The following is a 23,464-nucleotide window of genomic DNA, read 5'->3' on the forward strand; positions in this document are numbered from 1 at the left end:
TCGCATGCGAAATCCGGGTTGGTTGGCGTTGGGCGTGATGCTGGCGGCCAGCGCCCAGGAAAAACCGGCAGACTTTGCCACGCAGGTGCCGCTGGCGGTCAGCGGCAACGGCCCGTGGTACCGCCTCGAATTGCCGCTGAACGTGCAATTGCAGGCGCGCCAGACCGATCTCGGTGATCTGCGCGTGTTCAATGCCGCTGGCGAACCGCAGGCTTACGCCCTGGCGCGCGAGTCGGCGCAGACCCGCGACGATGGCCAGTTGCACGAGGTGAAATGGTTCCCGCTGTACAACGCCGCCGACGCCAGCGAACGCGCGCCGAACGTGCGCGTGCAATCGACCACCAACGGCACGCTGGTAGAAGTGCAACCGTCCAGCCAGTTGGAAGCGGGTGAAGAAGTGTTGCGCGGCTGGCTGCTCGATGCCAGCGCGATCAAGGCGCCGTTGCAGCAATTGATCCTCGACTGGACCAGCGAGCGCGACGGTTTCCAGCGTTTCAGCATTGAGGCCAGCGACGACTTGCAGCATTGGCAGCCGTGGGGCGAAGGGCAAGTGGCACGGCTTACTTTTTCTGATGAGCGTATCGAACAGCATGAGGTGACGTTGCCGGGGCAATCGGCGCGCTATGTGCGCTTGCTGTGGGAGTCGCCGACTTCCGCGCCGATCCTCACGGCGGCACAGCTGAAAAGCAGCGACCCGCGCAATCTTCCGCTGCCGTTGGTCTGGTCGCAGGCATTGGCCGGCAGCAGCGCCAAATCCGGGGAATACACCTGGCAATTGCCGATGGGACTGAACGTCGAGCGGGTACAGGTTGAACTGAAACAGCCGAACAGTCTGGCGCCAGTGACCCTGGCGGGGCGACGCGAAAGCAGTCTGCCGTGGCAAACGCTGAGCAATGGTTTGCTCTATCGCCTGACCCAGAATGGCGAGGACGTGGTGCAGAACGAACTGCAGCTCTACGGGCAGACCGTGCAGCAGTTGAAGCTGACGGTGGATGAGCGCGGCGGCGGTCTCGGTGAGCAGGCGCCGAGCGTGAAATATGCGGTACGGGCGACGCAGGTGATTTTCCTTGCGCGCGGAGACGGGCCTTTTAGCCTGGCGTTAGGTAATCCGAGTGTGAAGACGGCGAATCTGCCGTTGACGACGCTGATCCCGGATTTCAAACCGGAGAAACTGGCGGCGCTGGGCAAAGCGTCGGTTCAGGGCGAGGCGGTGGTTACGCCGACGTCGACGGCGACCACAGCGGCAGTGGCTGAGACCAATTGGAAGAAGATTGGCTTGTGGGCAGTGCTGTTGTTGAGCGTGGTGTTTCTTGGGGCGATGGCGTTTAGCTTGTTGCGTAAGCCTCCTGCCAATTCCTGAGAATGGCTGGCGCTGCGCGCCATTCGCGAGCAAGCCCGCTCCCACAGTGGATTTGTGAACGACGCAGATCCATTGTGGGAGCGGGCTTGCTCGCGAAGGCGGTCTCACAATCAATACATATCCCAAACTGATCGGCCTTCGTCGGATTTCCAACTACGCTAATTCCGCTACCTGAACTCTCCACCGACAATCACGTCTCATGCAGGCAATTACACCCCAACGCACGTTACCGGGCGTCTTCGCTCGCTACGTTTTCAGACTCCCTGTAAACTGCGCGGGTTTTTAGCCCCCCCATTCCACCGGAGCCGTCCATGTCCCGCGTTACCCTGAGTCGCTATTTGATTGAGCAGACCCGCAGCAATAACACTCCTGCCGATCTGCGTTTCCTGATCGAAGTGGTGGCGCGTGCCTGCAAGGAGATCAACCACGCCGTTTCCAAAGGCGCCCTGGGTGGTGTTCTGGGCAGCATGGGCACCGAAAACGTTCAGGGCGAAGTGCAGAAGAAGCTCGACGTAATCTCCAACGAGATCCTGCTCGAAGCCAACGAATGGGGTGGTCACCTGGCCGGCATGGCGTCTGAAGAAATGGACAATGCCTACCAGATCCCGGGCAAATACCCGAAAGGCGCGTACCTGCTGGTATTCGACCCACTGGACGGTTCGTCGAACATCGACATCAACGCCCCGGTCGGCACCATCTTCTCGGTACTGCGTTGCCCGAACGAATACCTGAGCCAGAACGAGCCGCTGAACGAGAAAGCGTTCCTGCAGCCAGGCACCCAGCAAGTAGCCGCCGGTTACGCGATCTACGGTCCACAGACCATGCTGATCCTGACCTTGGGCGACGGCGTCAAAGGTTTCACCCTGGACCGTGAAATGGGCAGCTTCGTGCTGACTCACGAAAACATCACCATTCCTGAATCGACCCAGGAATTCGCCATCAACATGTCTAACCAGCGTCACTGGGAAGCCCCGGTACAACGCTACGTGGGCGAACTGCTGGCCGGTGAAGAAGGTCCGCTGAAAAAGAACTACAACATGCGCTGGGTCGCGGCGATGGTTGCCGACGTGCACCGCATCCTGACCCGTGGCGGTCTGTTCATGTACCCGCGCGACAGCCGTGAGCCATCCAAGCCAGGCAAACTGCGTCTGATGTATGAAGCCAACCCGATGTCGTTCCTGGTGGAACAAGCGGGCGGCGCGTCCACCGACGGTCATCAGCGCATTCTCGACATCCAGCCTGAAGGCCTGCACCAGCGTGTAGCGGTGTTCCTCGGTTCGAAAGAAGAAGTCGCACGCGCTACGGCCTACCACAAGGAATAAACCATGACCGCCCCTTGGCAGCCGTTGCTCGATTGGTGGTTCGGACACGCCGAATCCCCCGACGAGATATCGGCTGACAAGGGCAAGTTGTGGTTCGGTAAGCGAGACAGCCAAGACCTCGAAGCGCAGACGCGTTTCGGGGTCTTTGTCGATCAGGCCCTGGCCGGCGAATTGACCGAGTGGACGCAACGTCCCGAAGGTTGGCTGGCGCTGGTGTTACTGCTTGATCAACTGCCACGAATGATCTTTCGCGACACTCCCAAAGCGTTTTCCGGTGATCTGCGCGCGCAGAAACTCGTCGCCCAAGGCGTTGCGGCGGATTTCGACCGGCAGTTGAAACCGATCCAGCGTGTGTTCATTTATCTGGTGTTCGAACACTGCGAAAACCTCGCGGTGCAGAACGAGGCGGTTTCCCGGTTTATCGAACTGGTGGCTGAACAGCCGGAATCTGAGCGGGCGGTGTTTGCCGATAATCTGGATTATGCCGAGCGGCATCAAAAGGTGATCGCACGGTTTGGCCGGTTTCCGCATCGCAATGCGGTGTTGGGGCGCGAGTCTACGGCGGAGGAGTTGGTGTTTCTTTCTGAACCGGGTTCACGGTTTTAAGAGCTTTCCCCTCACCCTAGCCCTCTCCCGGGGGGAGAGGGGACTGACCGAGTTGTCTGGACTTGATACATCGACCTGCGAATTTCGAGTCGAACTCAGGTCTGGAACATCCCCCCGATCGGCTCCCTTTCCCCCTCGCCCCCCTGGGGGAGAGGGCTGGGGTGAGGGGGTAAGGCTCTTGATCTTCAGATGCGGAAGCTGCCGACCAACTGCTTCAACCGCGCCGCCTGCTGCTCCAGATCCGAGCAAGCCCGCAACGTCGCCTGCAAGTTCTCCACACCTTCCTGATTCAGTGTGTTGATCTCGTTGATATCCACGTTGATCGACTCGACCACAGCGGTCTGCTCTTCGGTCGCAGTTGCCACCGACTGGTTCATCCCGTCGATCTCGCCAATGCGCTGAGTCACGCTGCCCAGTCGCTCGCCGGCCTGGTTGGCAATGCCGACGCTGCTTTCGCTCTCGCGCTGGCTCTCGGTCATGATGCTGACAGCCTGCCGCGCGCCGACTTGCAGCTCTTCGATCATCTTCTGAACTTGCTGCGCCGAATCCTGGGTGCGGTGCGCGAGGTTGCGCACTTCATCGGCGACCACGGCGAAACCGCGACCGGCCTCGCCGGCACGCGCCGCTTCGATCGCGGCGTTGAGTGCGAGCAGGTTGGTCTGCTGGGAAATGCTGGTGATCACTTCGAGAATCTGGCCGATGTTCACCGTGTTGCTGTTTAGCGTTTCGATGTTGCCGCAGGAGTCGCTGATCTTCGCCGACAGCTGCTGCATGGCCTGGATGGTTTTATCCACCACTTGCTGACCGTCCACCGCGAGGCTGCGCGCATCGCTTGAATGCTGCGAGGCGAGGGCGGCGTTCTGGGCGATTTCCTGCGCGGCGGCGCCGAGTTGGTTGATCGCGGCGGCTACGCTGTTGGTGCGAGTGGCTTGCTGGTCGGAGTTGTACATCGACGAGTTCGACGCGGCGACCACGCGCAGCGCAACTTCGTTGACCTGGCCAGTGGCCGAGGACACTTCGCGGATCGAGGTGTGGATACGTTCGACGAAGCGGTTGAACGAAGTGCCCAGCGCGCCGAATTCATCGTTGCCGTGAATCACCAGACGCTTGGTCAGGTCGCCTTCGCCTTCAGCGATGTCGTGCATGGCGCGGCCCATGGTCAGCAGCGGTTGCATCAACACGCGGATGAGCATGCCGAGCAGGGCGATGATGATCACCACGGCAATGACCATGGCGATCAACGCCGAGGTGCGGAATTCGCTGAGCATCGAGAACGCGGTGTCTTTATCGAGTACCAGTGCGACGTACCAGTCGGCCGATGGCACGCCGTTGACGTGGGTGAAGGAGATCAGTTGGGTTTTGCCGTTGAACTCGACTTCTTTCAGCCCCGGGCTGACTTTCGGTGCACCGTTCGGGTACGCCTCGGCGAGGGTCTTGAGCACCAGTTTGCTGTCCGGGTGGATCAGGATCTTGCCCTCGCTGCTGACGATGAACGCATGACCGTGGCCGCCGAAGTTCAGCGAGTTGATGATCGCGCTGACGCTGGTCAGGTCGATGTCGGCACCGGCGACGCCGAGCATCTGCCCTTGGCGCTGAACCGGAGTGGCGACGGTGATCACCAGTTTGCCCGAGGAGGCGGCGATGTACGGTTCAGTGACAATGGTCTGCTGCGTGCTGTTGGCCGCCTTGTACCAGCCACGGGCGCGTGGATCGTAATCCGGGGCGCGGTTGCCGGCCGGTACCGAGAACATCACGCCGTCGGCGCCACCGAAGTAACTGAGCTGGAAATTGCCGGTGTAGGCGGGCAGGTCGATGATGCGTTTCAGGCTGGCAGTCGCGTTGCCATCGACGGCCACTTGCTGCGACAGCGATTGCAGCAACTGAATGCGGCTTTCCAGCCACGTTTGAATGTTGCTGGTGGTCAGGCTGCCCAGTTCCTGCATCGAGGCTTCGGTGCTGCTGCTCAGGGCTTCGCGCTGTCGATAGTCGTTGAAGAAAATGAAACAGGCGAACGCAACGGCCACCACGAGGGCGGCAGCCAACAAGATCTTGTGGCTGAATTTCATGTTTCTGGTCATCGAATGAGCTACCGCGAAGGGGCTGGTCAAGAAAGGGCGGCAATTTGCCACACTCGGGGGCTTTGCGCTGCTCTTATTTCGACCGCAGCGCGCCAAAGATTAGGCGTCTTTTGCGAAATGCGACGAAATGCTCAATAGCCCTACAAAGTGTCTGATTTATCGGCAAAAGCCGGACGGGCGGGCTAATAAATAGCCTTCGCCCCACGGAACCAGATGAGGGTTTTCTCTTCTAAGCTTCTGGTTGGCACCATGCCATCCCCCCTCGTTCCAGGAGTTACACCATGTCGCTGCGATCTATCGCCCTTCTGTCGTTTTGCGTGCTGTTGGCCGCATGCAGCAAGGTCAATCAGGAAAACTATTCGAAGCTCTCGGCCGGCATGGCCAAGGCCGAAGTCGAGACCCTGCTCGGCAAACCGACTGATTGCTCGGGCGCGCTCGGCATGTCCAGTTGCACCTGGGGCGACAAGAACAGCTTTATCAGCGTGCAGTACGCCGGTGACAAAGTGCTGATGTTTTCCGGCCAAGGCCTGAAGTAAACCGGGGCTTCGCGCCCACGGAGAAGAAAAATGAAGCGGTTATTGCTTGTCCTTTTTGCCGGCCTGGTACTGGCCGGCTGCGCCAGTTCCGGCGTAGATCCGTTGGCGCCGAAAACCGTCAACAGCGTCAATCTCAAGCGTTATCAGGGCACCTGGTATGAACTGGCGCGCTTGCCGATGTACTTCCAGCGCGACTGCGCGCAATCCGAAGCGCATTACACCCTCAAGCCTGACGGCAACGTCGCGGTGCTCAATCGCTGCCTGACCCCGCAATGGCAATGGGAAGAAGTGAAGGGCACGGCCTCGCCACAAGTGCCGGGCAAAACCGACAAGTTGTGGGTCGAGTTTGATACCTGGTTCTCGCGTCTGATTCCGGGTGTGGCGAAAGGTGAATACTGGGTGCTGTACGTCAGCGATGACTACAAGACCGCCATCGTCGGCGACCCGAGTCGCAAGTACCTGTGGCTGCTTTCACGCACGCCGACCGTCAACGGTGTGGTGCGTGAAGAACTGCTGAGCAAGGCGCGTCAGCAGGGCTATGACACCACGCGATTGATCTGGCGAGCGTCGGATCGGCAGATGGCCAAGACCTCGAATTAAGCATCGCCAAAGATCAAATGTGGGAGCGAGCCTGCTCGCGAAGAGGGCGTGTCAGTTAACGAAAATGTTGACTGATACACCGCTTTCGCGAGCAGGCTCGCTCCCACATTTTTGTTTTGTGTCAGCCTAAAAGGTCGCGCAGGACTTGGGTGAACGCGCGGGCGCTGTCCTCTTCCCCGGCATGCCGGCCATCACGCACAACCCACTGGCCATTGACCAGCACATCGCGCACCTGCCGATCGCCACCGGCAAACAACCAGCGATTCAAAATCCCGTCACCATTGGCCGTCGCCAGATACGGATCATTGCCATCTAGCACGATCCAGTCCGCACGTTTGCCAACCTCTAGCGCACCAATCGGCTGCCCCAACGCCTGCGCACCACCGTCCAGCGCTGCGTCATACAACGTGCGCCCGACCATCGGCTGATCCGCGCCATACAAACGGTTACGCCGCTGATCACGCAGACGCTGGCCGTATTCCAGCCAGCGCAATTCCTCCACCACGCTGAGCGAGACATGGCTGTCGGAACCGATGCCCATGCGCCCGCCCTGCGCGAGGAAATCCACTGCCGGGAAAATCCCGTCGCCCAGATTTGCTTCGGTGGTCAGACACAAACCGGCGATGGCGCGACTCTTGGCCATCAACGTGACTTCTTCCGGGTTGGCGTGGGTCGCATGAACCAGACACCAGCGCTGATCAACTTCGGCGTTTTCGTACAGCCATTGCAGCGGACGCCGACCGCTCCAGCTCAGGCAGTCGTCGACTTCCTTCTGCTGTTCAGCGATGTGAATGTGCACTGGGCATTGCTTGTCGCTGGCGGCCATTACTTCGCTGATCTGCTGCGGCGTCACCGCGCGCAACGAGTGGAAGCACAGGCCCAGCGATTGCGCCTTTTGCTGCGCCAGCATTGGCTGCAAACGCGCTTGCAGATTCAGGTAGTTTTCGGTGCTGTTGATGAAACGGCGCTGACCGTCATTCGGCGTCTGGCCGCCAAAACCGGAGTGGCTGTAAAGCACCGGCAGCAGGGTCAGACCGATACCGCTTTCGCTCGCGGCCTGACTGATGCGCAACGCCAGTTCAGCCGGATCGGCGTAAGGCTGACCGTTGCTGTCGTGATGCACATAGTGAAATTCGGCGACGGATGTGTAACCAGCCTTGAGCATTTCGATGTACAGCTGACGGGCGATCACGCCGAGCTGATCCGGGCTGATTTTTCCGACGAGCCGATACATCAGATCGCGCCAGGTCCAGAAACTGTCGTTCGGATTGCCGGCCACTTCAGCCAGTCCGGCCATCGCCCGCTGGAAGGCGTGGGAGTGCAGATTGGGCATCCCCGGCAGCAGCGGGCCGCTCAACCGTTCGGCGCCATCTGCGGTGGAATCGGCCTGGATTTGGGTCAGCAGGCCCTCGGCGCTGACCTCAAGACGTACATTGTTGGCCCATCCGTTAGGCAGCAGCGCGCGTTCGGCAAAGAAGGCGGACATGGTTCAGCACCCCATCGTGTGTTATTTGTATATACATATACAGACGTTTGCCTGCTCGGTAAACTCCGGCAAGCTAGCCACTTTCATCCAAAGAACAGGGATCAACCGTGCCGACTCCGCCTCCAGTCTCCCCGTTGGCCGCGAACATGGGCGACAGTCCGGCGCCCTTGTACGCCCGCGTCAAACAGATGATCACCCAGCAGATCGACAGCGGAAACTGGCCGCCGCACTACCGCGTACCGTCCGAAAGCGAGCTGGTCAATCAACTTGGTTTCAGTCGCATGACCATCAATCGCGCCCTGCGCGAGATGACCGCCGACGGTCTGCTAGTGCGCATGCAAGGCGTCGGCACGTTCGTCGCCGAGCCGAAGAGCCAGTCCGCGCTGTTCGAAGTGCACAACATCGCCGACGAAATCGCCTCCCGTGGCCATCGCCACACCTGCCAGGTGATCACCCTCGAAGAAGAGGCCGCCGGTTCCGAGCGCGCACTGGCGCTGGACATGCGTGAAGGGCAGAAGGTGTTCCACTCGCTGATCGTGCATTACGAAAACGATATTCCGGTGCAAATCGAAGACCGTTTCGTCAACGCGCTGGTCGCCCCGGAATACCTCAAGCAGGACTTCACTCTGCAAACGCCGTACGCCTATTTGAACCAGGTCGCGCCGCTGACCGAAGGCGAGCACGTGGTCGAAGCGATCCTCGCTGAATCGTCCGAGTGCAAGTTGTTGCAGATCGAGAAGGGCGAGCCTTGCTTGTTGATTCGTCGTCGCACGTGGTCGGGGCGTCAGCCGGTTACTGCGGCACGTTTGATTCATCCCGGTTCTCGTCATCGTCTGGAAGGGCGGTTCCATAAATAGAGAGCATAAATGAGTCAGGTAAAAGTTTTACGCGCTGAGGGTTACCCGCGCATGCCGTGGAAAAACGGCGGCGGCAGCACCGAGGAAATCACCCGTGATGCAGGGGCAGGGCTGGACGGTTTCGGCTGGCGCCTTTCGATTGCCGACATCGCCGAGTCGGGCGGGTTTTCGACGTTCGCTGGCTATCAGCGGGTGATCACTGTGTTGCAGGGTGATGGCATGACCTTATGCGTCGACGGTGACGATACGCGGCCGCTATTACCGCTCGACCCGTTTGCCTTCAGTGGCGAAAGCCAGGTTTCGTGCACGCTGCTAGGCGGTGCGATTCGCGATTTCAACCTGATCTATGCGCCGCAGCGTTATAGCGCGCGGTTGCAGTGGCTGGACGGTGAGCAGCGATTCTTCAGCTCGGCAGGGACGGTGTTGGTGTTCAGTGTCAGTGAGCTGCTGCAAGTGCAGGTCGGTGACAGCGTTGCGCAGTTGGGGCGACATGATTGTCTGCAACTGGACGGTAACGCCGGACTGGTTGAAGTCACCACCAATGCCGCTTGCTGTGTCATTGAGCTGACGGCGCGCTGATTTAAAAAACTTAAAAGATCGCAGCCTTCGGCAGCTCCTACAGGGTGTACATCAATCCCACTGTAGGAGCTGCCGAAGGCTGCGATCTTTTGCTTTTGGGATGTTCCCAACTCACGCACCAACTTGTTACCGAACACCCCAGCGTGGAGCAAAACCTCGCTTTCGTAACAATCTCCAACCCCCTCCATCAATACCCTCGAAAAATTTCATCCGCGCCCGAACCCTTGATTCAGGCGCTCTCTAGCCTTGGCCGCGATTTTTCTTGAACACCTCTCCAGCAAGTTGGCCGCTTGATTGCATATGCTTGTATGTACAAGTAAAGACGTATGCGTATGAGTCGTTCGAGACTCTCCGCAGCGTCCACTGATTCGCTTGTCGCGCATTGAGGCGCGCAGGCTGCTTGCCCACTGCCAGGGTTGGTTTGAATTGATCGCTGAGGAGTCTTTTTCGTGACTGACAACAACCGTACAAAATTCCGTGATGTTGAAATCCGTGCCGCCCGTGGCAACAAGCTGACCGCCAAGAGCTGGCTGACCGAAGCGCCGCTGCGCATGCTGATGAACAACCTCGACCCGGAAGTCGCCGAAAACCCGAAAGAGCTGGTGGTTTACGGTGGTATCGGTCGCGCCGCGCGTAACTGGGAGTGCTACGACAAAATCGTCGAAAGCCTGACCAACCTGAATGACGACGAGACCCTGCTGGTGCAATCCGGCAAGCCGGTCGGCGTGTTCAAGACCCACAGCAACGCCCCGCGCGTGCTGATCGCCAACTCCAACCTCGTGCCGCACTGGGCGAGCTGGGAGCACTTCAACGAACTCGACGCCAAAGGCCTGGCCATGTACGGCCAGATGACCGCCGGCAGCTGGATCTACATCGGCAGCCAGGGCATCGTTCAAGGCACTTACGAAACCTTCGTCGAAGCCGGTCGCCAGCACTACAACGACAACCTCACCGGCAAGTGGGTCCTGACCGCAGGTCTCGGTGGCATGGGCGGCGCACAACCTCTGGCTGCAACCCTGGCTGGCGCATGCTCGCTGAACATCGAATGCCAACAGATCAGCATCGATTTCCGCCTGAAAAGCCGTTACGTCGACGAGCAAGCGAAAGATCTCGACGATGCCTTGGCGCGCATCGACAAATACACCAAAGAAGGCAAAGCGATCTCCATCGCGCTGTTGGGTAACGCCGCAGAAATTCTGCCGGAACTGGTTAAGCGCGGTGTGCGCCCGGACATGGTCACCGACCAGACCAGCGCCCACGACCCGCTCAACGGTTACCTGCCTGCCGGCTGGACCTGGGACGAATACCGCGCCCGCGCCAAGACCGAACCGGCCGCTGTGATCAAAGCCGCCAAGCAGTCGATGGCCGTGCACGTAAAAGCCATGCTGGAACTCCAGAAGCAAGGCATTCCGACCTTCGACTACGGCAACAACATCCGTCAGATGGCGCAGGAAGAAGGCGTCGAAAACGCGTTCGATTTCCCGGGCTTCGTACCGGCTTACATCCGTCCGCTGTTCTGCCGTGGTATCGGCCCGTTCCGTTGGGCAGCACTGTCGGGCGATCCGCAAGACATCTACAAAACCGACGCCAAGGTCAAAGAGCTGATCCCGGACGACGCGCATCTGCACAACTGGCTGGACATGGCCCGCGAGCGCATCAGCTTCCAGGGTCTGCCGGCACGTATCTGCTGGGTCGGTCTGGGCCTGCGCGCCAAGCTTGGTCTGGCCTTCAACGAGATGGTCCGCAGCGGTGAATTGTCCGCACCAATCGTGATCGGTCGTGACCACCTCGACTCCGGCTCGGTCGCAAGCCCCAACCGTGAAACCGAATCGATGCAGGACGGTTCCGACGCCGTATCCGACTGGCCACTGCTCAACGCTCTGCTGAATACCGCGAGCGGCGCGACATGGGTTTCCCTGCACCACGGCGGCGGCGTCGGCATGGGCTTTTCGCAGCACTCGGGCATGGTGATTGTCTGCGACGGTACGGATGAAGCGGCCGAGCGCATTGCGCGCGTGCTGCACAACGACCCGGCCACCGGCGTTATGCGCCACGCCGATGCCGGTTACCAGATCGCCATCGACTGCGCCAAGGAACAGGGCCTGAACCTGCCGATGATTACCGGTAAATAAACGCAAAACCCCTGTAGGAGCTGCCGCAGGCTGCGATCTTTTGATGTTGGTTTTTCAAGATCAAAAGATCGCAGCCTGCGGCAGCTCCTACAGAGAATCTAACAATCCACAGAGGTTGAATCATGGCTGTCAACACCGATCGTGCAAGCAACAAACCGTTGATCGAAAGGCGTTCGATCGACTACATCCCGGAAGCGGAAAGACACGGTCGTCTGTTTAGCCAGTTCACCCTGTGGATGGGTGCCAACCTGCAAATCACCGCAATCGTCACCGGGGCCTTGGCCGTGGTGTTGGGCGGTGATGTGTTCTGGTCGCTGATCGGGCTGTTGATCGGTCAATTGCTCGGCGGCGGGGTGATGGCGCTGCATGCCGCGCAAGGCCCGAAACTGGGTTTGCCACAGATGATTTCCAGCCGCGTGCAGTTCGGCGTGTATGGCGCGGCGATCCCGATCGTCCTGGTATGCCTGATGTACCTGGGCTTTACCGCGACGGGCACGGTCCTTTCCGGCCAGGCGCTGGGCCAGTTGTTTGGCGTCAGCGACACCGTTGGCATCCTGCTGTTCGCCAGTGTCATCGTGGTGGTCACGGTGCTCGGTTATCGGGTGATCCACTGGATCGGTCGGGTCGCCAGTGTCATCGGCGTAATCGCCTTCGTTTATCTGTTCAGCCGTCTGATCAGTCAGGTTGACGTCAGCGCACTCCTGCAAATCCGTCACTTCAGCTGGAGCAGCTTCCTGCTCGCGGTATCGCTTGCCGCGTCCTGGCAGATCGCTTTCGGCCCTTACGTGGCTGACTATTCCCGTTACCTGCCGAGCAAGACCTCGGCGGTAAAAACCTTCTTTGCCGCCGGCCTGGGTTCTGTGGTTGGCGCGCAAGTGGCGATGGTACTCGGCGTGTTTGCCGCGGCTTCTGCCAACGGCCAGTTCGCCGGTCACGAAGTCGCCTACATCGTTGGCCTGGGCGGCACCGGTGCCACTGCCGCGCTGCTGTACTTCAGCATCGCGTTCGGCAAGGTGACCATCTCGACACTGAACTCCTACGGCAGCTTCATGTGCATCGCGACCATCATCAGTGGTTTCAAAGGTCACCTGACCGTTACGCGCCTGCAGCGTCTGGTGTTCGTGCTGGTGATCGTTGGCACGGCGACGCTGATCGCACTGCTCGGCCAGCACTCGTTCCTCGGTGCGTTCAAGTCTTTCATCCTGTTCCTGCTCGCCTTCTTCACCCCGTGGAGCGCGATCAACCTGGTCGACTACTACTGCATCACCCGCGAGCGCTATGACGTGCCGGCGCTGGCCGATCCGAACGGTCGTTACGGGCGCTGGAACCTGCTCGGCATCAGCGTCTACGTGTTCGGCGTGCTGGTGCAGTTGCCGTTCATCTCTACCAAGTTCTACACCGGTCCACTGGTGGCTGCTCTCGGTGATGTGGATATCTCCTGGATCATCGGTCTGGTGTTGCCGGCCGTCGTCTACTACGTGTGCGCGAAAAAATGGCACAGCGCGGTACCCGATCAACTGATTCTGCCGGTCGAGCAGAACAGCGTTGTACAACCTAAAACAAGCGGGGCCGGTCGCGCTGCGGCGCAGGCCTGATTTGGACGTGGACAGGGCTGGATGCCTCTTGACTGCCGTAAGCCAATTCATGATTAGGAGCGTCACAACAATGAAATCGAACAAGACCCTGCTGACCACATTGCTGTCCATGGGCCTGCTGGCCAGTGCCGGTGCAACGCAAGCCGCCGGCTGGTGCGAATCGGGCAAACCGGTGAAGTTCGCCGGGCTGAACTGGGAAAGCGGCATGCTCCTGACCGACGTCCTGCAAGTGGTGCTGGAGAAGGGCTACGACTGCAAGACCGACAGTTTGCCGGGCAACTCCATCACCATGGAAAACGCCCTGAGCAGCAACGATATTCAAGTGTTCGCCGAAGAGTGGGTCGGTCGCAGTGAGGTCTGGAACAAGGCCGAGAAGGCCGGCAAGGTTGTCGGTGTCGGCGCTCCGGTAGTGGGTGCTGTCGAAGGCTGGTACGTGCCGCGTTACGTGATCGAAGGCGACGCCAAGCGCAAGCTTGAGCCGAAAGCGCCGGACCTGAAAAACATCGCCGACCTGGGCAAATACGCCGCTGTGTTCAAGGACGCCGAAGAGCCTTCCAAGGGCCGTTTCTATAATTGCCCGGCCGGCTGGACCTGCGAACTCGACAACAGCGAAATGCTGAAAAGCTACGGTCTCGAAAGCAGCTACACCAACTTCCGTCCGGGCACCGGGCCGGCGCTGGATGCGGCAGTGCTGTCGAGCTACAAGCGTGGCGAGCCGATCCTGTTCTACTACTGGTCGCCAACCCCGCTGATGGGCCAGGTCGATCTGGTCAAGCTTGAAGAAAAACCGGGCGTCGACAAGTCCGTGAGCATCAAGGTCGGCCTGTCGAAAACCTTCCACGAACAGGCGCCGGAACTGGTCGCCGTGCTGGAAAAGGTCAACCTGCCGATCGACCTGCTGAACCAGAACCTGGGTCGCATGGCCAAGGAACGTATCGAGTCGCCAAAACTGGCGAAAATCTTCCTCAAGGAACATCCTGAGGTCTGGCATGCGTGGGTCAGTGACGACGCAGCCAAGAAAATCGACGCGGCGCTGTAGGTCGATACCTCCCGGCCAACCGAGAGGCAGGCCGGGAGATATGCCGTAATCGCTTGATTGAGATTTCTGATTGAGAGCCGCTTATGTTTCCCGAGAGCTTTACCTTTTCCATCGCCGACTGGGTCAACGGTTGGGTCGATTCACTGGTCACCAACTACGGTGATGTGTTCCGCCATATCTCCGACACCCTGCTGTGGGCCATCGTCAACCTCGAAGGCTTGCTGCGTGCGGCACCGTGGTGGTTGATGTTGGCGATCGTCGGTGTGGTCGCCTGGCACGCCACGCGCAAGGTGGTGACCACAGCGGTCATCGTCGGTCTGTTGTTCCTCGTCGGCGCTGTCGGCCTGTGGGACAAACTCATGCAGACGCTGGCGCTGATGATGGTCGCGACGATCATTTCGGTGCTGATCGGCATCCCGCTGGGGATCCTTTCCGCGCGCAGCAATCGCCTGCGTTCGGTGCTGATGCCGCTGCTCGACATCATGCAAACCATGCCGAGTTTCGTGTACCTGATCCCGGTGCTGATGTTGTTCGGTCTGGGCAAGGTGCCGGCGATTTTCGCTACCGTAATTTATGCCGCGCCGCCGCTGATTCGCCTGACTGATCTGGGCATTCGCCAGGTGGACGGCGAAGTGATGGAAGCCATTAACGCGTTCGGCGCCAACCGCTGGCAGCAACTGTTCGGCGTGCAACTGCCGCTGGCCTTGCCGAGCATCATGGCCGGGATCAACCAGACCACCATGATGGCCCTGTCGATGGTGGTGATCGCCTCGATGATCGGTGCCCGTGGCCTGGGTGAAGATGTGTTGGTGGGGATTCAGACCCTCAACGTCGGACGTGGTCTTGAGGCCGGTCTGGCGATCGTGATTCTCGCAGTGGTCATCGACCGCATTACTCAGGCGTACGGTCGGCCACGGCACGAGGTGAGCAAATGAGCAACGCAACCGTGAGCAAGATCGAAGTCAAAAACGTCTTCAAGATTTTCGGCAATCGTGCCAAGGACGCACTGGCCATGGTCGGCCAGGGCAAGACCAAGGATCAGGTGCTGAGCGAAACCGGTTGCGTGGTCGGTGTTAACGACCTGTCGCTGAGCATCGGCACCGGCGAGATCTTCGTGATCATGGGCCTGTCCGGTTCCGGCAAATCGACGCTGGTGCGTCACTTCAATCGGCTGATCGACCCGACCAGCGGCGCGATCCTCGTCGACGGCGTGGACATCCTGCAATACGACATGGACGCCCTGCGCGAATTTCGCCGGCACAAGATCAGCATGGTGTTCCAGAGCTTCGGCCTGCTGCCGCACAAGACCGTGTTGGATAACGTCGCCTATGGCCTGAAAGTACGTGGCGAGAGCAAGCAAATGTGCTCGGAACGTGCGCTGCACTGGATCAACACCGTGGGCCTCAAAGGCTACGAAAACAAATACCCGCACCAGCTCTCCGGTGGCATGCGCCAGCGTGTTGGTTTGGCTCGGGCCTTGGCGGCGGACACCGACATCATTCTGATGGACGAAGCGTTCAGTGCGCTTGACCCGCTGATCCGCGCCGAGATGCAGGACCAGTTGCTGGAGCTGCAAAAGACGTTGCACAAGACCATCGTGTTTATCACTCACGACCTGGATGAGGCGGTGCGCATTGGTAACCGCATTGCGATTCTCAAGGACGGGAAGTTGATACAGGTCGGTACGCCGCGCGAGATTTTGCATTCGCCGGCGGATGAGTACGTTGACCGGTTTGTGCAGCGGCGTGCGGCGGTGGTTTAAGCAGTTTTGTGTTGGCTATGCTGGCCTCTTCGCGAGCAGGCTCGCTCCCACAGGGGACTGCATTCCAATGTGGGAGCGAGCCTGCTCGCGAAGGCGGCGGCACAGCTGCATCAATGTTCGGATGAGGTTAATGATGTCCCAGGCTGAAAAAATCGTTATCACCGGCGATCATCTGCGTTGGCAGGACGTGGTCGCCGTCGCCCGTCACGGCGCTCGACTTGAGCTGTCGAGCGACACCTGGGCGCGCATCGAAAACGCGCAAGGCATCGTCCAGCGCATCGTCGAAAGCGGCGAGCGCGCCTATGGCGTCAACACCGGCCTGGGCGGTTTGTCCAACGTCTCGCTCAAAGATGAACAGCTCAGCCAGCTCTCGCGCAACACTTTACTCAGCCATGCCTGCGGCGTCGGGCCGGTACTCGCCGACGAGCAGACCCGCGCGATTATCTGCGCCGCTATTCACAATTACAGTCACGGCAAATCCGGCATCCACCGGCGGGTCGTCGAAGCGCTGCTGGCGCTGCTCAATCGCGGCATTACTCCACAGGTGCCATCGCAAGGCTCAGTCGGTTACCTGACGCACATGGCGCACATCGGCATCACGCTGCTGGGCGTCGGCAATGTCAGCTATCGCGGGCAGATTATTTCCGCACAACAAGCATTGGCCGAAGAGGGCCTGCAACCGGTGCAACTCGGCGCGAAAGACGGCTTGTGCCTGGTCAACGGCACGCCGTGCATGACCGGCCTCAGCTGTCTGGCGATTGCCGACGCGACGCGTCTGGTGCAATGGGCCGACGTCATCGGCGCGATGAGTTTCGAAGCCCAGCGCGGCCAGATCGATGCATTCGACGCTGAAATCATCGCGCTGAAACCACACCCGGGCATGCAGCAGGTCGGCGTCAATCTGCGCGCGTTGCTCGATGGCAGCGAAGTGATCGCGTCGAGCAAAGGCATTCGCACTCAGGATGCGCTGAGCATTCGTTCGATCCCGCAGGTGCACGGTGCTGCCCGCGATCAACTGGAACATGCGATCAAACAGGTCGAAGCCGAACTCAATGGCTGTACCGATAACCCGCTGTTGTTGGGGACACCGGACAATTTCCGGGTGATGTCGCAAGCCAACCCGCACGGCCAATCGGTGGCGATGGCGGCGGACCTGCTGGCGATTGCCATGGCCGAAATCGGCTCGATCGCCGAGCGTCGCCTCGATCGTCTGGTCAACCCGCATGTCAGTGGTTTGCCGGCGTTTCTGGTGGCCAATCCGGGGGTGAATTCCGGGATGATGATCGTCCAATACGTCGCCGCGTCGCTGTGTGCGGAAAACCGCCAATTGGCGCAGCCGGCGGTGCTCGACAACTACATCACTTCCGGCCTGCAGGAAGACCACTTGAGCATGGGCACCAACGCCGCGCTGAAGCTGCATCGCGCGCTGGAAAACTGCACGCAGATCCTCGCGATCGAATATCTGCTGGCGGCGCAGGCGTTTGAATTCCTTAAGGAACAGCGCTTTGGCGTGGGCACTGATATCGCTTGGCGACTGCTGCGTGAAAAAGTCCCGGCCTACGATCAGGATCGCTGGCTGGCGCCGGATATCGCTGCCGCTGCGAGCGTGTTGAAAGCGCCGAATCTGCTGCACAACGCTTTACCGAATTTGCACTGAAAAATACCCACGCCAGCGTGCCAAGGCGCGACTCCCCAAAAGGCGAGACGCGACGGACAACGGACATCTCCGGAGCGTCTGGCGAGTTAATAACAAACTCTCAAAAGGAGCACAAAATGACTGCGCTGAACCTGATCCCCGGCCAACTGAGCCTGGCCCAATTGCGTGACGTCTATCACAACCCGGTCAAGCTGAGCCTCGACAACAGCGCATCGCAGCAGATCGAAGCCAGCGTTGCCTGCGTCGAGCAGATCCTCGCCGAGAACCGCACCGCCTACGGCATCAACACCGGTTTCGGCCTGTTGGCGTCGACGCGCATCGCCAGCGAAGACCTCGAGAACCTGCAGCGCTCGCTGGTGTTGTCCCACGCCGCCGGCGTTGGCGTGCCGATCAGCGATGAGCTGGTGCGGCTGATCATGGTGCTCAAGGTCAACAGCCTCAGCCGTGGTTTTTCCGGTATCCGTCGCGTGGTGATTGATGCGCTGATTGCGCTGATCAACGCCGAGGTTTATCCGCACATTCCTTTGAAAGGTTCGGTGGGGGCTTCCGGCGATCTGGCACCGTTGGCGCACATGTCGCTGGTGCTGCTGGGTGAGGGCAAGGCGCGCTACAAGGGCGAGTGGATGGAAGCGGTTGAAGCGCTGAAAGTCGCTGGTCTGACGCCGCTGACACTGGCGGCTAAAGAAGGTCTTGCGCTGCTCAACGGTACTCAGGTTTCCACCGCGTTTGCCCTGCGTGGTTTGTTTGAAGGTGAAGATCTGTTCGCTGGCGCATTGGCGCTGGGCGGCCTTACCGTCGAAGCCGTATTGGGCTCGCGTTCACCGTTCGACGCACGCATTCACGCGGCGCGTGGCCAGAAAGGTCAGATTGATGCTGCTGCCGCTTATCGTGATCTGCTCGGTGAGCGCAGCGAAGTCTCCGACTCGCACCAGAACTGCGAGAAGGTTCAGGATCCGTACTCGCTGCGCTGCCAGCCGCAAGTCATGGGCGCTTGCCTGACCCAGTTCCGTCAGGCCGCTGAAGTGCTGGTTGTCGAAGCCAATGCGGTTTCCGATAATCCGCTGGTGTTCGCGGCTGAAGGTGACGTGATTTCCGGCGGCAACTTCCACGCCGAACCAGTGGCCATGGCCGCTGACAACATGGCGCTGGCCATCGCCGAAATCGGCTCGCTGAGCGAACGCCGCATCTCGCTGATGATGGACAAGCACATGTCGCAGCTGCCGCCGTTCCTCGTCGCCAATGGCGGCGTCAACTCCGGCTTTATGATTGCGCAGGTCACCGCTGCGGCACTGGCCAGCGAGAACAAGGCGTTGTCGCATCCACATTCGGTCGACAGCCTGCCTACCTCGGCCAACCAGGAAGACCACGTGTCGATGGCCCCGGCGGCTGGCAAGCGTCTGTGGGAAATGGCCGAGAACACCCGCGGGATTCTCGCGGTGGAATGGCTGGCGGCGGTGCAGGGCCTGGATTTGCGTAACGGTCTGAAGACTTCGCCGAAGCTTGAGCAGGCGCGGGCGATTCTGCGCAAGGAAGTGCCGTTCTATGAGAAGGACCGCTTCTTTGCGCCGGACATTAACGCGGCGACTGAGCTGTTGGCTTCGCGGTGTCTGACTGAGCTGGTTTCGGCGAAGCTTTTGCCTAGTTTGTAAGTGGGCTTTCAGGGGGGGTGTAGTTGCTGAAATCGATCCCCCTCACCCCAGCACTCTCCCCCAAGGGGGAGAGGGGGAAGGGAGCCGATCTTCATCGTTTTCAGAGCCTGAGTTCGGCTCAAGATTTTCAGGTCGATGTACCTCGACAGAACAACCCGGTCAGTCCTGCTTCTTCCAGGCGAGAGCAGGGAGCCGATCTTCAAGTTTTTCAGAGCCTGAGTTCGGCTCAAGATTTTCAGGTCGATGTACCTCGACAGAACAGCCCGGTCAGTCCCCTCTCCCTCCGGGAGAGGGCTAGGGTGAGGGGCTTTTCAGGGTCGCCCACCAAACCAGCCCCAACGGAGGCCAACAGTGAAAACCCTCTGGCAACACTGCCACGTCGCAACCATGGCGCAAGGCGTCTACTCGATTATCGAGGATGCGGCCATCGTGACGTCGGGTACGCTCATCGAGTGGATCGGCCCACGCAATCAATTGCCGTCCGGCGAATACCCGGCAGTCAATGATCTGCAAGGCGCGTGGGTCACCCCCGGCCTGATCGACTGCCACACCCACACGGTGTTCGGTGGCAACCGCAGCGGTGAATTCGAAAAACGCCTGCAAGGCGTCAGCTATGCCGAAATCGCAGCGTCCGGTGGCGGCATTGCCAGCACCGTGCGCGCGACCCGCGAGGCGAGCGAAGACGAGCTGTTTGCCAGCGCCGCCAAACGCCTGAAAAGCCTGATGCGCGACGGCGTCACCACGGTGGAAATGAAGTCCGGCTACGGCCTCGATCTGGTCAACGAGCGCAAAATCCTTCGTGTCATTCGACGCTTGCAGAAAGAGTTGCCGATCAGCGTGCGCAGCACCTGTCTGGCCGCCCACGCGCTCCCGCCGGAATACAAGGATCGCGCCGACGACTACATCGAGCTGATCTGCAGCGAGATGCTGCCGGCGCTGGCTGCCGAAGGTCTGGTCGATGCCGTGGATGCATTCTGCGAATACCTGGCGTTCTCCCCGGAACAGGTCGAGCGGGTGTTTATTGCCGCGCATAAACTCGGTCTACCGGTGAAGCTGCACGCCGAGCAATTATCGTCACTGCATGGCTCCAGCCTTGCCGCGCGCTATAAGGCGTTGTCCGCCGATCACCTGGAATTCATGGACGAGGCCGATGCCATCGCCATGGCCGAAGCCGACACCGTCGCGGTGCTGCTGCCGGGCGCGTTCTACTTCCTGCGTGAAACCCAGCTGCCGCCGATGGACGCCCTGCGCAAGCACAAGGTGAAAATCGCCATCGCCAGCGACCTCAATCCCGGCACCTCGCCGGCGCTGTCGTTGCGGCTGATGTTGAACATGGCCTGCACCTGTTTCCGCATGACCCCGGAAGAAGCCTTGGCTGGCGCGACGATTCACGCCGCGCAAGCGCTGGGCATGGCCGCCACCCACGGTTCGCTGGAAGTCGGCAAGGTTGCGGATTTCGTCGCCTGGGACATAGATCGTCCGGCGGACCTAGCCTATTGGCTGGGTGGTGATCTGGACAAACGCGTCGTGCGTCACGGCGCCGAATCAAATCTGTAGGAGAGCGGTTGTGGATAAGGTTCTGAACTTCAAACAAGGTCGCGTGCCACTGCTGATCAGCATGCCGCATGCCGGCGTACGCCTGACGCCGGCGGTGGAAGCCGGGTTGATCGCCGATGCGAAAAGCCTGCCGGACACCGATTGGCACATTCCGCAGCTGTACGACTTCGCCGAAGAGCTGGGCGCGAGCACCTTGGCTGCCGAGTATTCGCGCTTCGTCATCGATCTGAATCGTCCGTCTGACGACAAACCGCTGTACGCCGGCGCCACCACCGGGCTGTATCCGGCGACGTTGTTCGATGGCATTCCGTTGTTCAAGGAAGGGCTGGAACCGTCGAAGGAAGAGCGCGCGACTTATCTGGAGAAAATCTGGACGCCGTATCACCGCACGCTTCAGGAAGAGCTGGCGCGATTGAAGGCTGAGTTCGGTTACGCGTTGCTGTTCGATGCGCACTCGATCCGCTCGATCATCCCGCACCTGTTTGACGGCAAGCTGCCGGACTTCAACCTCGGCACCTTCAACGGCGCCAGTTGTGATCCGCAACTCGCTTCGCAGCTGGAAGCGATCTGCGCGCGCCACGACAAATACACCCATGTGCTCAACGGACGCTTCAAGGGCGGCCACATCACCCGTCATTACGGCAACCCGGCGGAGAACATTCACGCCGTGCAACTGGAACTGGGCCAGTGCACCTACATGGAAGAGTTCGAACCGTTCCGCTATCGCGCAGATCTGGCGGAGCCAACGCGGGTCGTCCTCAAGGAACTGTTGCAGCACTTCATCGTCTGGGGCGAAAAACACTACCGCGGTTGACTCACCCCTGTAGGAGCTGCCGAAGGCTGCGATCTTTTGATCTTCTTTTGATTCTGAAAAGCAAAGTCAAAAGATCGCAGCCTTCGGCAGCTCCTACAAAGGAGCAAGTTTTGATTCATGTCCTGAGCATGCTCATTGACGTAAATCGGGTTTATGATGCCCAACGGCAGAATAATAGATGTCCCCCCAGGGATGACCTCGACCCCTTACGGAGCGCGCAATGCAGACTTTGTTTCCGCAGATCAAACCTCACGCCCGGCACGATCTGGCTGTCGATGACACCCACACGCTGTACGTCGACGAAAGCGGTTCACCGGAGGGTTTGCCGGTGGTGTTCATCCACGGCGGCCCCGGCGCCGGTTGCGACGCCCAGAGCCGGCGTTATTTCGATCCGAACCTGTATCGCATTGTTACCTTCGACCAGCGTGGTTGCGGGCGCTCCACGCCGCACGCCAGCCTGGAAAACAACACCACCTGGGATCTGGTCGCCGACCTTGAGCGCATCCGCAAACACTTGGGCATCGACAAATGGGTGCTGTTCGGCGGCTCGTGGGGCTCGACCCTGGCGCTGGCTTACGCACAAACCCACCCTGAGCGTGTCCACGGTCTGATCCTGCGTGGGATCTTTCTCTGCCGTCCGCAGGAAATCGAATGGTTCTATCAGGCTGGCGCCAGCCGTCTGTTTCCCGATTACTGGCAGGACTATATCGCACCGATCCCGCTGGACGAGCGCGACGACCTGCTCAGCGCTTTCCACAAACGCCTGACCGGCAACGACCAGATCGCCCAGATGCATGCAGCCAAAGCCTGGTCGACCTGGGAAGGGCGCACCGCGACCCTGCGCCCTAACCCGCTGGTGGTCGATCGTTTCTCCGAGCCGCAGCGCGCATTGTCGATCGCGCGGATCGAATGTCACTACTTCACCAACAACGCCTTCCTTGAGCCGAACCAGTTGATTCGCGACATGGGCAAAATCGCCCATCTGCCGGGGGTGATCATTCACGGTCGTTACGACGTGATCTGCCCGCTCGACAACGCCTGGGAACTGCATCAAGCCTGGCCGAACAGCGAGCTGCAGGTAATCCGCGATGCCGGCCACGCGGCGTCGGAACCGGGTATCACCGATGCGCTGGTGCGCGCCGCGAGCAACATGGCCCGCCGCCTGCTCGATCTGCCGCCCGAAGAAGCATGAAGGGGCTTCTACAGCGCGTACGCGGTGCGCGAGTCGAGGTGGCAGGCGAAGTAGTGGGGGCGGTGGATCACGGTTTGCTGGTGCTGGTAGCGGTCGAACCCGACGACACGCATGTCAGCGCCGACAAACTTCTGCATAAGCTGCTTAACTATCGTGTATTCAGCGACGCCGAGGGCAAGATGAATTTATCTTTGGCGGATGTTGGCGGTGGGTTACTGCTGGTCTCTCAGTTCACCCTGGCTGCCGACACCAAAAGCGGGTTGCGACCGAGCTTTTCGACGGCGGCGCCTCCCGCGTTGGGCGAGGAGTTGTTCGACTATTTATTAAACAGAGCGAAACAGGTGCATGGCACTGTGGCATCAGGTAGATTCGGCGCCGATATGCAGGTGCATTTGGTCAACGATGGCCCGGTGACCTTTTTGTTACAGACCTGAAAGTGCTTGAAACACCTTTTTAGGAAATTTCGACTGTTTTTAGGGTGTTTTCGCGATAAATACTTTGTTACCCCTGATGCGTTGTCATGCGGGCTACTAGATAATCGCGCGCACTGGGATCAGCGTTCGCTGATCCATTTTTCACTTAGGTAGAGACTTGTCCGGATCCGATTGGGGAATCATTTTGCCCCAGCGGAGTCGGAACAATG

At 59.9% G+C, this 23,464-nt stretch carries 20 protein-coding genes and 1 pseudogene; 18 read left to right on the forward strand and 3 right to left on the reverse strand.

Features of this window, described 5'->3' with window-relative positions; translation table 11 throughout:
* Positions 1-4 precede the first annotated feature (4 nt).
* The 3 genes from C2E19_RS02895 (at position 5) to C2E19_RS02905 (ending at position 3,288) form a co-directional block, all read left to right on the forward strand.
* On the forward strand, positions 5-1,360 hold the full coding sequence (locus C2E19_RS02895) for a DUF3999 domain-containing protein (RefSeq protein WP_372238470.1): 1,356 nt from the start codon (positions 5-7) through the stop codon (positions 1,358-1,360).
* Positions 1,361-1,671: 311 nt separating this feature from the next.
* Positions 1,672-2,682: a class 1 fructose-bisphosphatase gene (locus tag C2E19_RS02900; RefSeq protein WP_008080580.1), complete on the forward strand. Its 1,011-nt coding sequence runs from the start codon at positions 1,672-1,674 to the stop codon at positions 2,680-2,682.
* A gap of 3 nt (positions 2,683-2,685) precedes the next feature.
* Complete coding sequence (locus C2E19_RS02905) at positions 2,686-3,288, forward strand: DUF924 family protein (RefSeq protein WP_129387825.1); 603 nt, start codon at positions 2,686-2,688, stop codon at positions 3,286-3,288.
* Positions 3,289-3,473: 185 nt separating this feature from the next.
* Here C2E19_RS02905 and C2E19_RS29335 read toward each other — a convergent pair whose 3' ends face one another.
* Both C2E19_RS29335 and C2E19_RS29340 read right to left on the reverse strand, forming a co-directional pair.
* The gene (locus tag C2E19_RS29335) at positions 3,474-4,238 is read right to left on the reverse strand and encodes a methyl-accepting chemotaxis protein (protein ID WP_371850962.1); all 765 of its coding nucleotides are present in this window, start codon (positions 4,236-4,238) and stop codon (positions 3,474-3,476) included.
* A gap of 93 nt (positions 4,239-4,331) precedes the next feature.
* Positions 4,332-5,366: pseudogene (locus tag C2E19_RS29340) on the reverse strand (cache domain-containing protein); the annotation flags it as partial.
* A gap of 281 nt (positions 5,367-5,647) precedes the next feature.
* Between C2E19_RS29340 and C2E19_RS02915 the strand changes: the two are divergent.
* A complete protein-coding gene (locus C2E19_RS02915) occupies positions 5,648-5,902 on the forward strand; it encodes a hypothetical protein (protein WP_007952486.1) in 255 nt (84 codons plus the stop codon).
* Positions 5,903-5,932: 30 nt separating this feature from the next.
* Entirely contained in the window at positions 5,933-6,502 is a 570-nt protein-coding gene (locus tag C2E19_RS02920; protein WP_129387831.1) for a lipocalin family protein, read from the forward strand.
* A gap of 121 nt (positions 6,503-6,623) precedes the next feature.
* Here the strand turns inward: C2E19_RS02920 and C2E19_RS02925 are convergent, their stop codons facing one another.
* The gene (locus C2E19_RS02925; RefSeq protein ID WP_129387834.1) at positions 6,624-7,988 is read right to left on the reverse strand and encodes a formimidoylglutamate deiminase; all 1,365 of its coding nucleotides are present in this window, start codon (positions 7,986-7,988) and stop codon (positions 6,624-6,626) included.
* Between the two features lie 146 nt (positions 7,989-8,134).
* Here C2E19_RS02925 and hutC point away from each other — a divergent pair, with 146 nt between their 5' ends.
* The 13 genes from hutC (at position 8,135) to dtd (ending at position 23,255) form a co-directional block, all read left to right on the forward strand.
* The gene (hutC, locus tag C2E19_RS02930; protein WP_162130175.1) at positions 8,135-8,845 is read left to right on the forward strand and encodes a histidine utilization repressor; all 711 of its coding nucleotides are present in this window, start codon (positions 8,135-8,137) and stop codon (positions 8,843-8,845) included.
* Between the two features lie 9 nt (positions 8,846-8,854).
* Positions 8,855-9,424, forward strand: coding sequence for a HutD family protein (locus C2E19_RS02935; protein WP_129387837.1), 570 nt, complete (start codon positions 8,855-8,857; stop codon positions 9,422-9,424).
* A gap of 449 nt (positions 9,425-9,873) precedes the next feature.
* Complete coding sequence (gene hutU, locus C2E19_RS02940; protein ID WP_129387840.1) at positions 9,874-11,556, forward strand: urocanate hydratase; 1,683 nt, start codon at positions 9,874-9,876, stop codon at positions 11,554-11,556.
* Between the two features lie 122 nt (positions 11,557-11,678).
* Complete coding sequence (locus tag C2E19_RS02945; RefSeq protein ID WP_129387843.1) at positions 11,679-13,151, forward strand: cytosine permease; 1,473 nt, start codon at positions 11,679-11,681, stop codon at positions 13,149-13,151.
* 70 nt (positions 13,152-13,221) lie between these two features.
* On the forward strand, positions 13,222-14,190 hold the full coding sequence (locus C2E19_RS02950) for an ABC transporter substrate-binding protein (protein WP_129387846.1): 969 nt from the start codon (positions 13,222-13,224) through the stop codon (positions 14,188-14,190).
* Positions 14,191-14,273: 83 nt separating this feature from the next.
* The gene (locus C2E19_RS02955; protein ID WP_007949591.1) at positions 14,274-15,125 is read left to right on the forward strand and encodes a proline/glycine betaine ABC transporter permease; all 852 of its coding nucleotides are present in this window, start codon (positions 14,274-14,276) and stop codon (positions 15,123-15,125) included.
* Positions 15,122-15,952: a glycine betaine/L-proline ABC transporter ATP-binding protein gene (locus tag C2E19_RS02960; protein WP_077570367.1), complete on the forward strand. Its 831-nt coding sequence runs from the start codon at positions 15,122-15,124 to the stop codon at positions 15,950-15,952. Before C2E19_RS02955 ends, C2E19_RS02960 begins: the two co-directional genes overlap by 4 nt.
* 133 nt (positions 15,953-16,085) lie before the next feature.
* Complete coding sequence (gene hutH, locus C2E19_RS02965) at positions 16,086-17,609, forward strand: histidine ammonia-lyase (protein WP_129387849.1); 1,524 nt, start codon at positions 16,086-16,088, stop codon at positions 17,607-17,609.
* Between the two features lie 116 nt (positions 17,610-17,725).
* Positions 17,726-19,258: a histidine ammonia-lyase gene (hutH, locus tag C2E19_RS02970; protein WP_129387852.1), complete on the forward strand. Its 1,533-nt coding sequence runs from the start codon at positions 17,726-17,728 to the stop codon at positions 19,256-19,258.
* Between the two features lie 351 nt (positions 19,259-19,609).
* Positions 19,610-20,815 carry an imidazolonepropionase gene (gene hutI, locus C2E19_RS02975; protein ID WP_129387855.1) on the forward strand — a complete coding sequence of 402 codons (1,206 nt, stop codon included), beginning with the start codon at positions 19,610-19,612 and terminating at the stop codon, positions 20,813-20,815.
* Positions 20,816-20,825: 10 nt separating this feature from the next.
* The gene (gene hutG, locus C2E19_RS02980; protein WP_129387858.1) at positions 20,826-21,629 is read left to right on the forward strand and encodes an N-formylglutamate deformylase; all 804 of its coding nucleotides are present in this window, start codon (positions 20,826-20,828) and stop codon (positions 21,627-21,629) included.
* 220 nt (positions 21,630-21,849) lie between these two features.
* A complete protein-coding gene (gene pip, locus C2E19_RS02985) occupies positions 21,850-22,821 on the forward strand; it encodes a prolyl aminopeptidase (protein WP_064117068.1) in 972 nt (323 codons plus the stop codon).
* A complete protein-coding gene (dtd, locus tag C2E19_RS02990; protein ID WP_129387860.1) occupies positions 22,818-23,255 on the forward strand; it encodes a D-aminoacyl-tRNA deacylase in 438 nt (145 codons plus the stop codon). The genes pip and dtd overlap by 4 nt, the downstream gene beginning before the upstream one ends.
* Positions 23,256-23,464: the final 209 nt, after the last annotated feature.

The sequence above is a fragment of the Pseudomonas sp. DTU12.3 genome (genome assembly GCF_004124275.1).
Classification (GTDB): domain Bacteria; phylum Pseudomonadota; class Gammaproteobacteria; order Pseudomonadales; family Pseudomonadaceae; genus Aquipseudomonas; species Aquipseudomonas helmanticensis.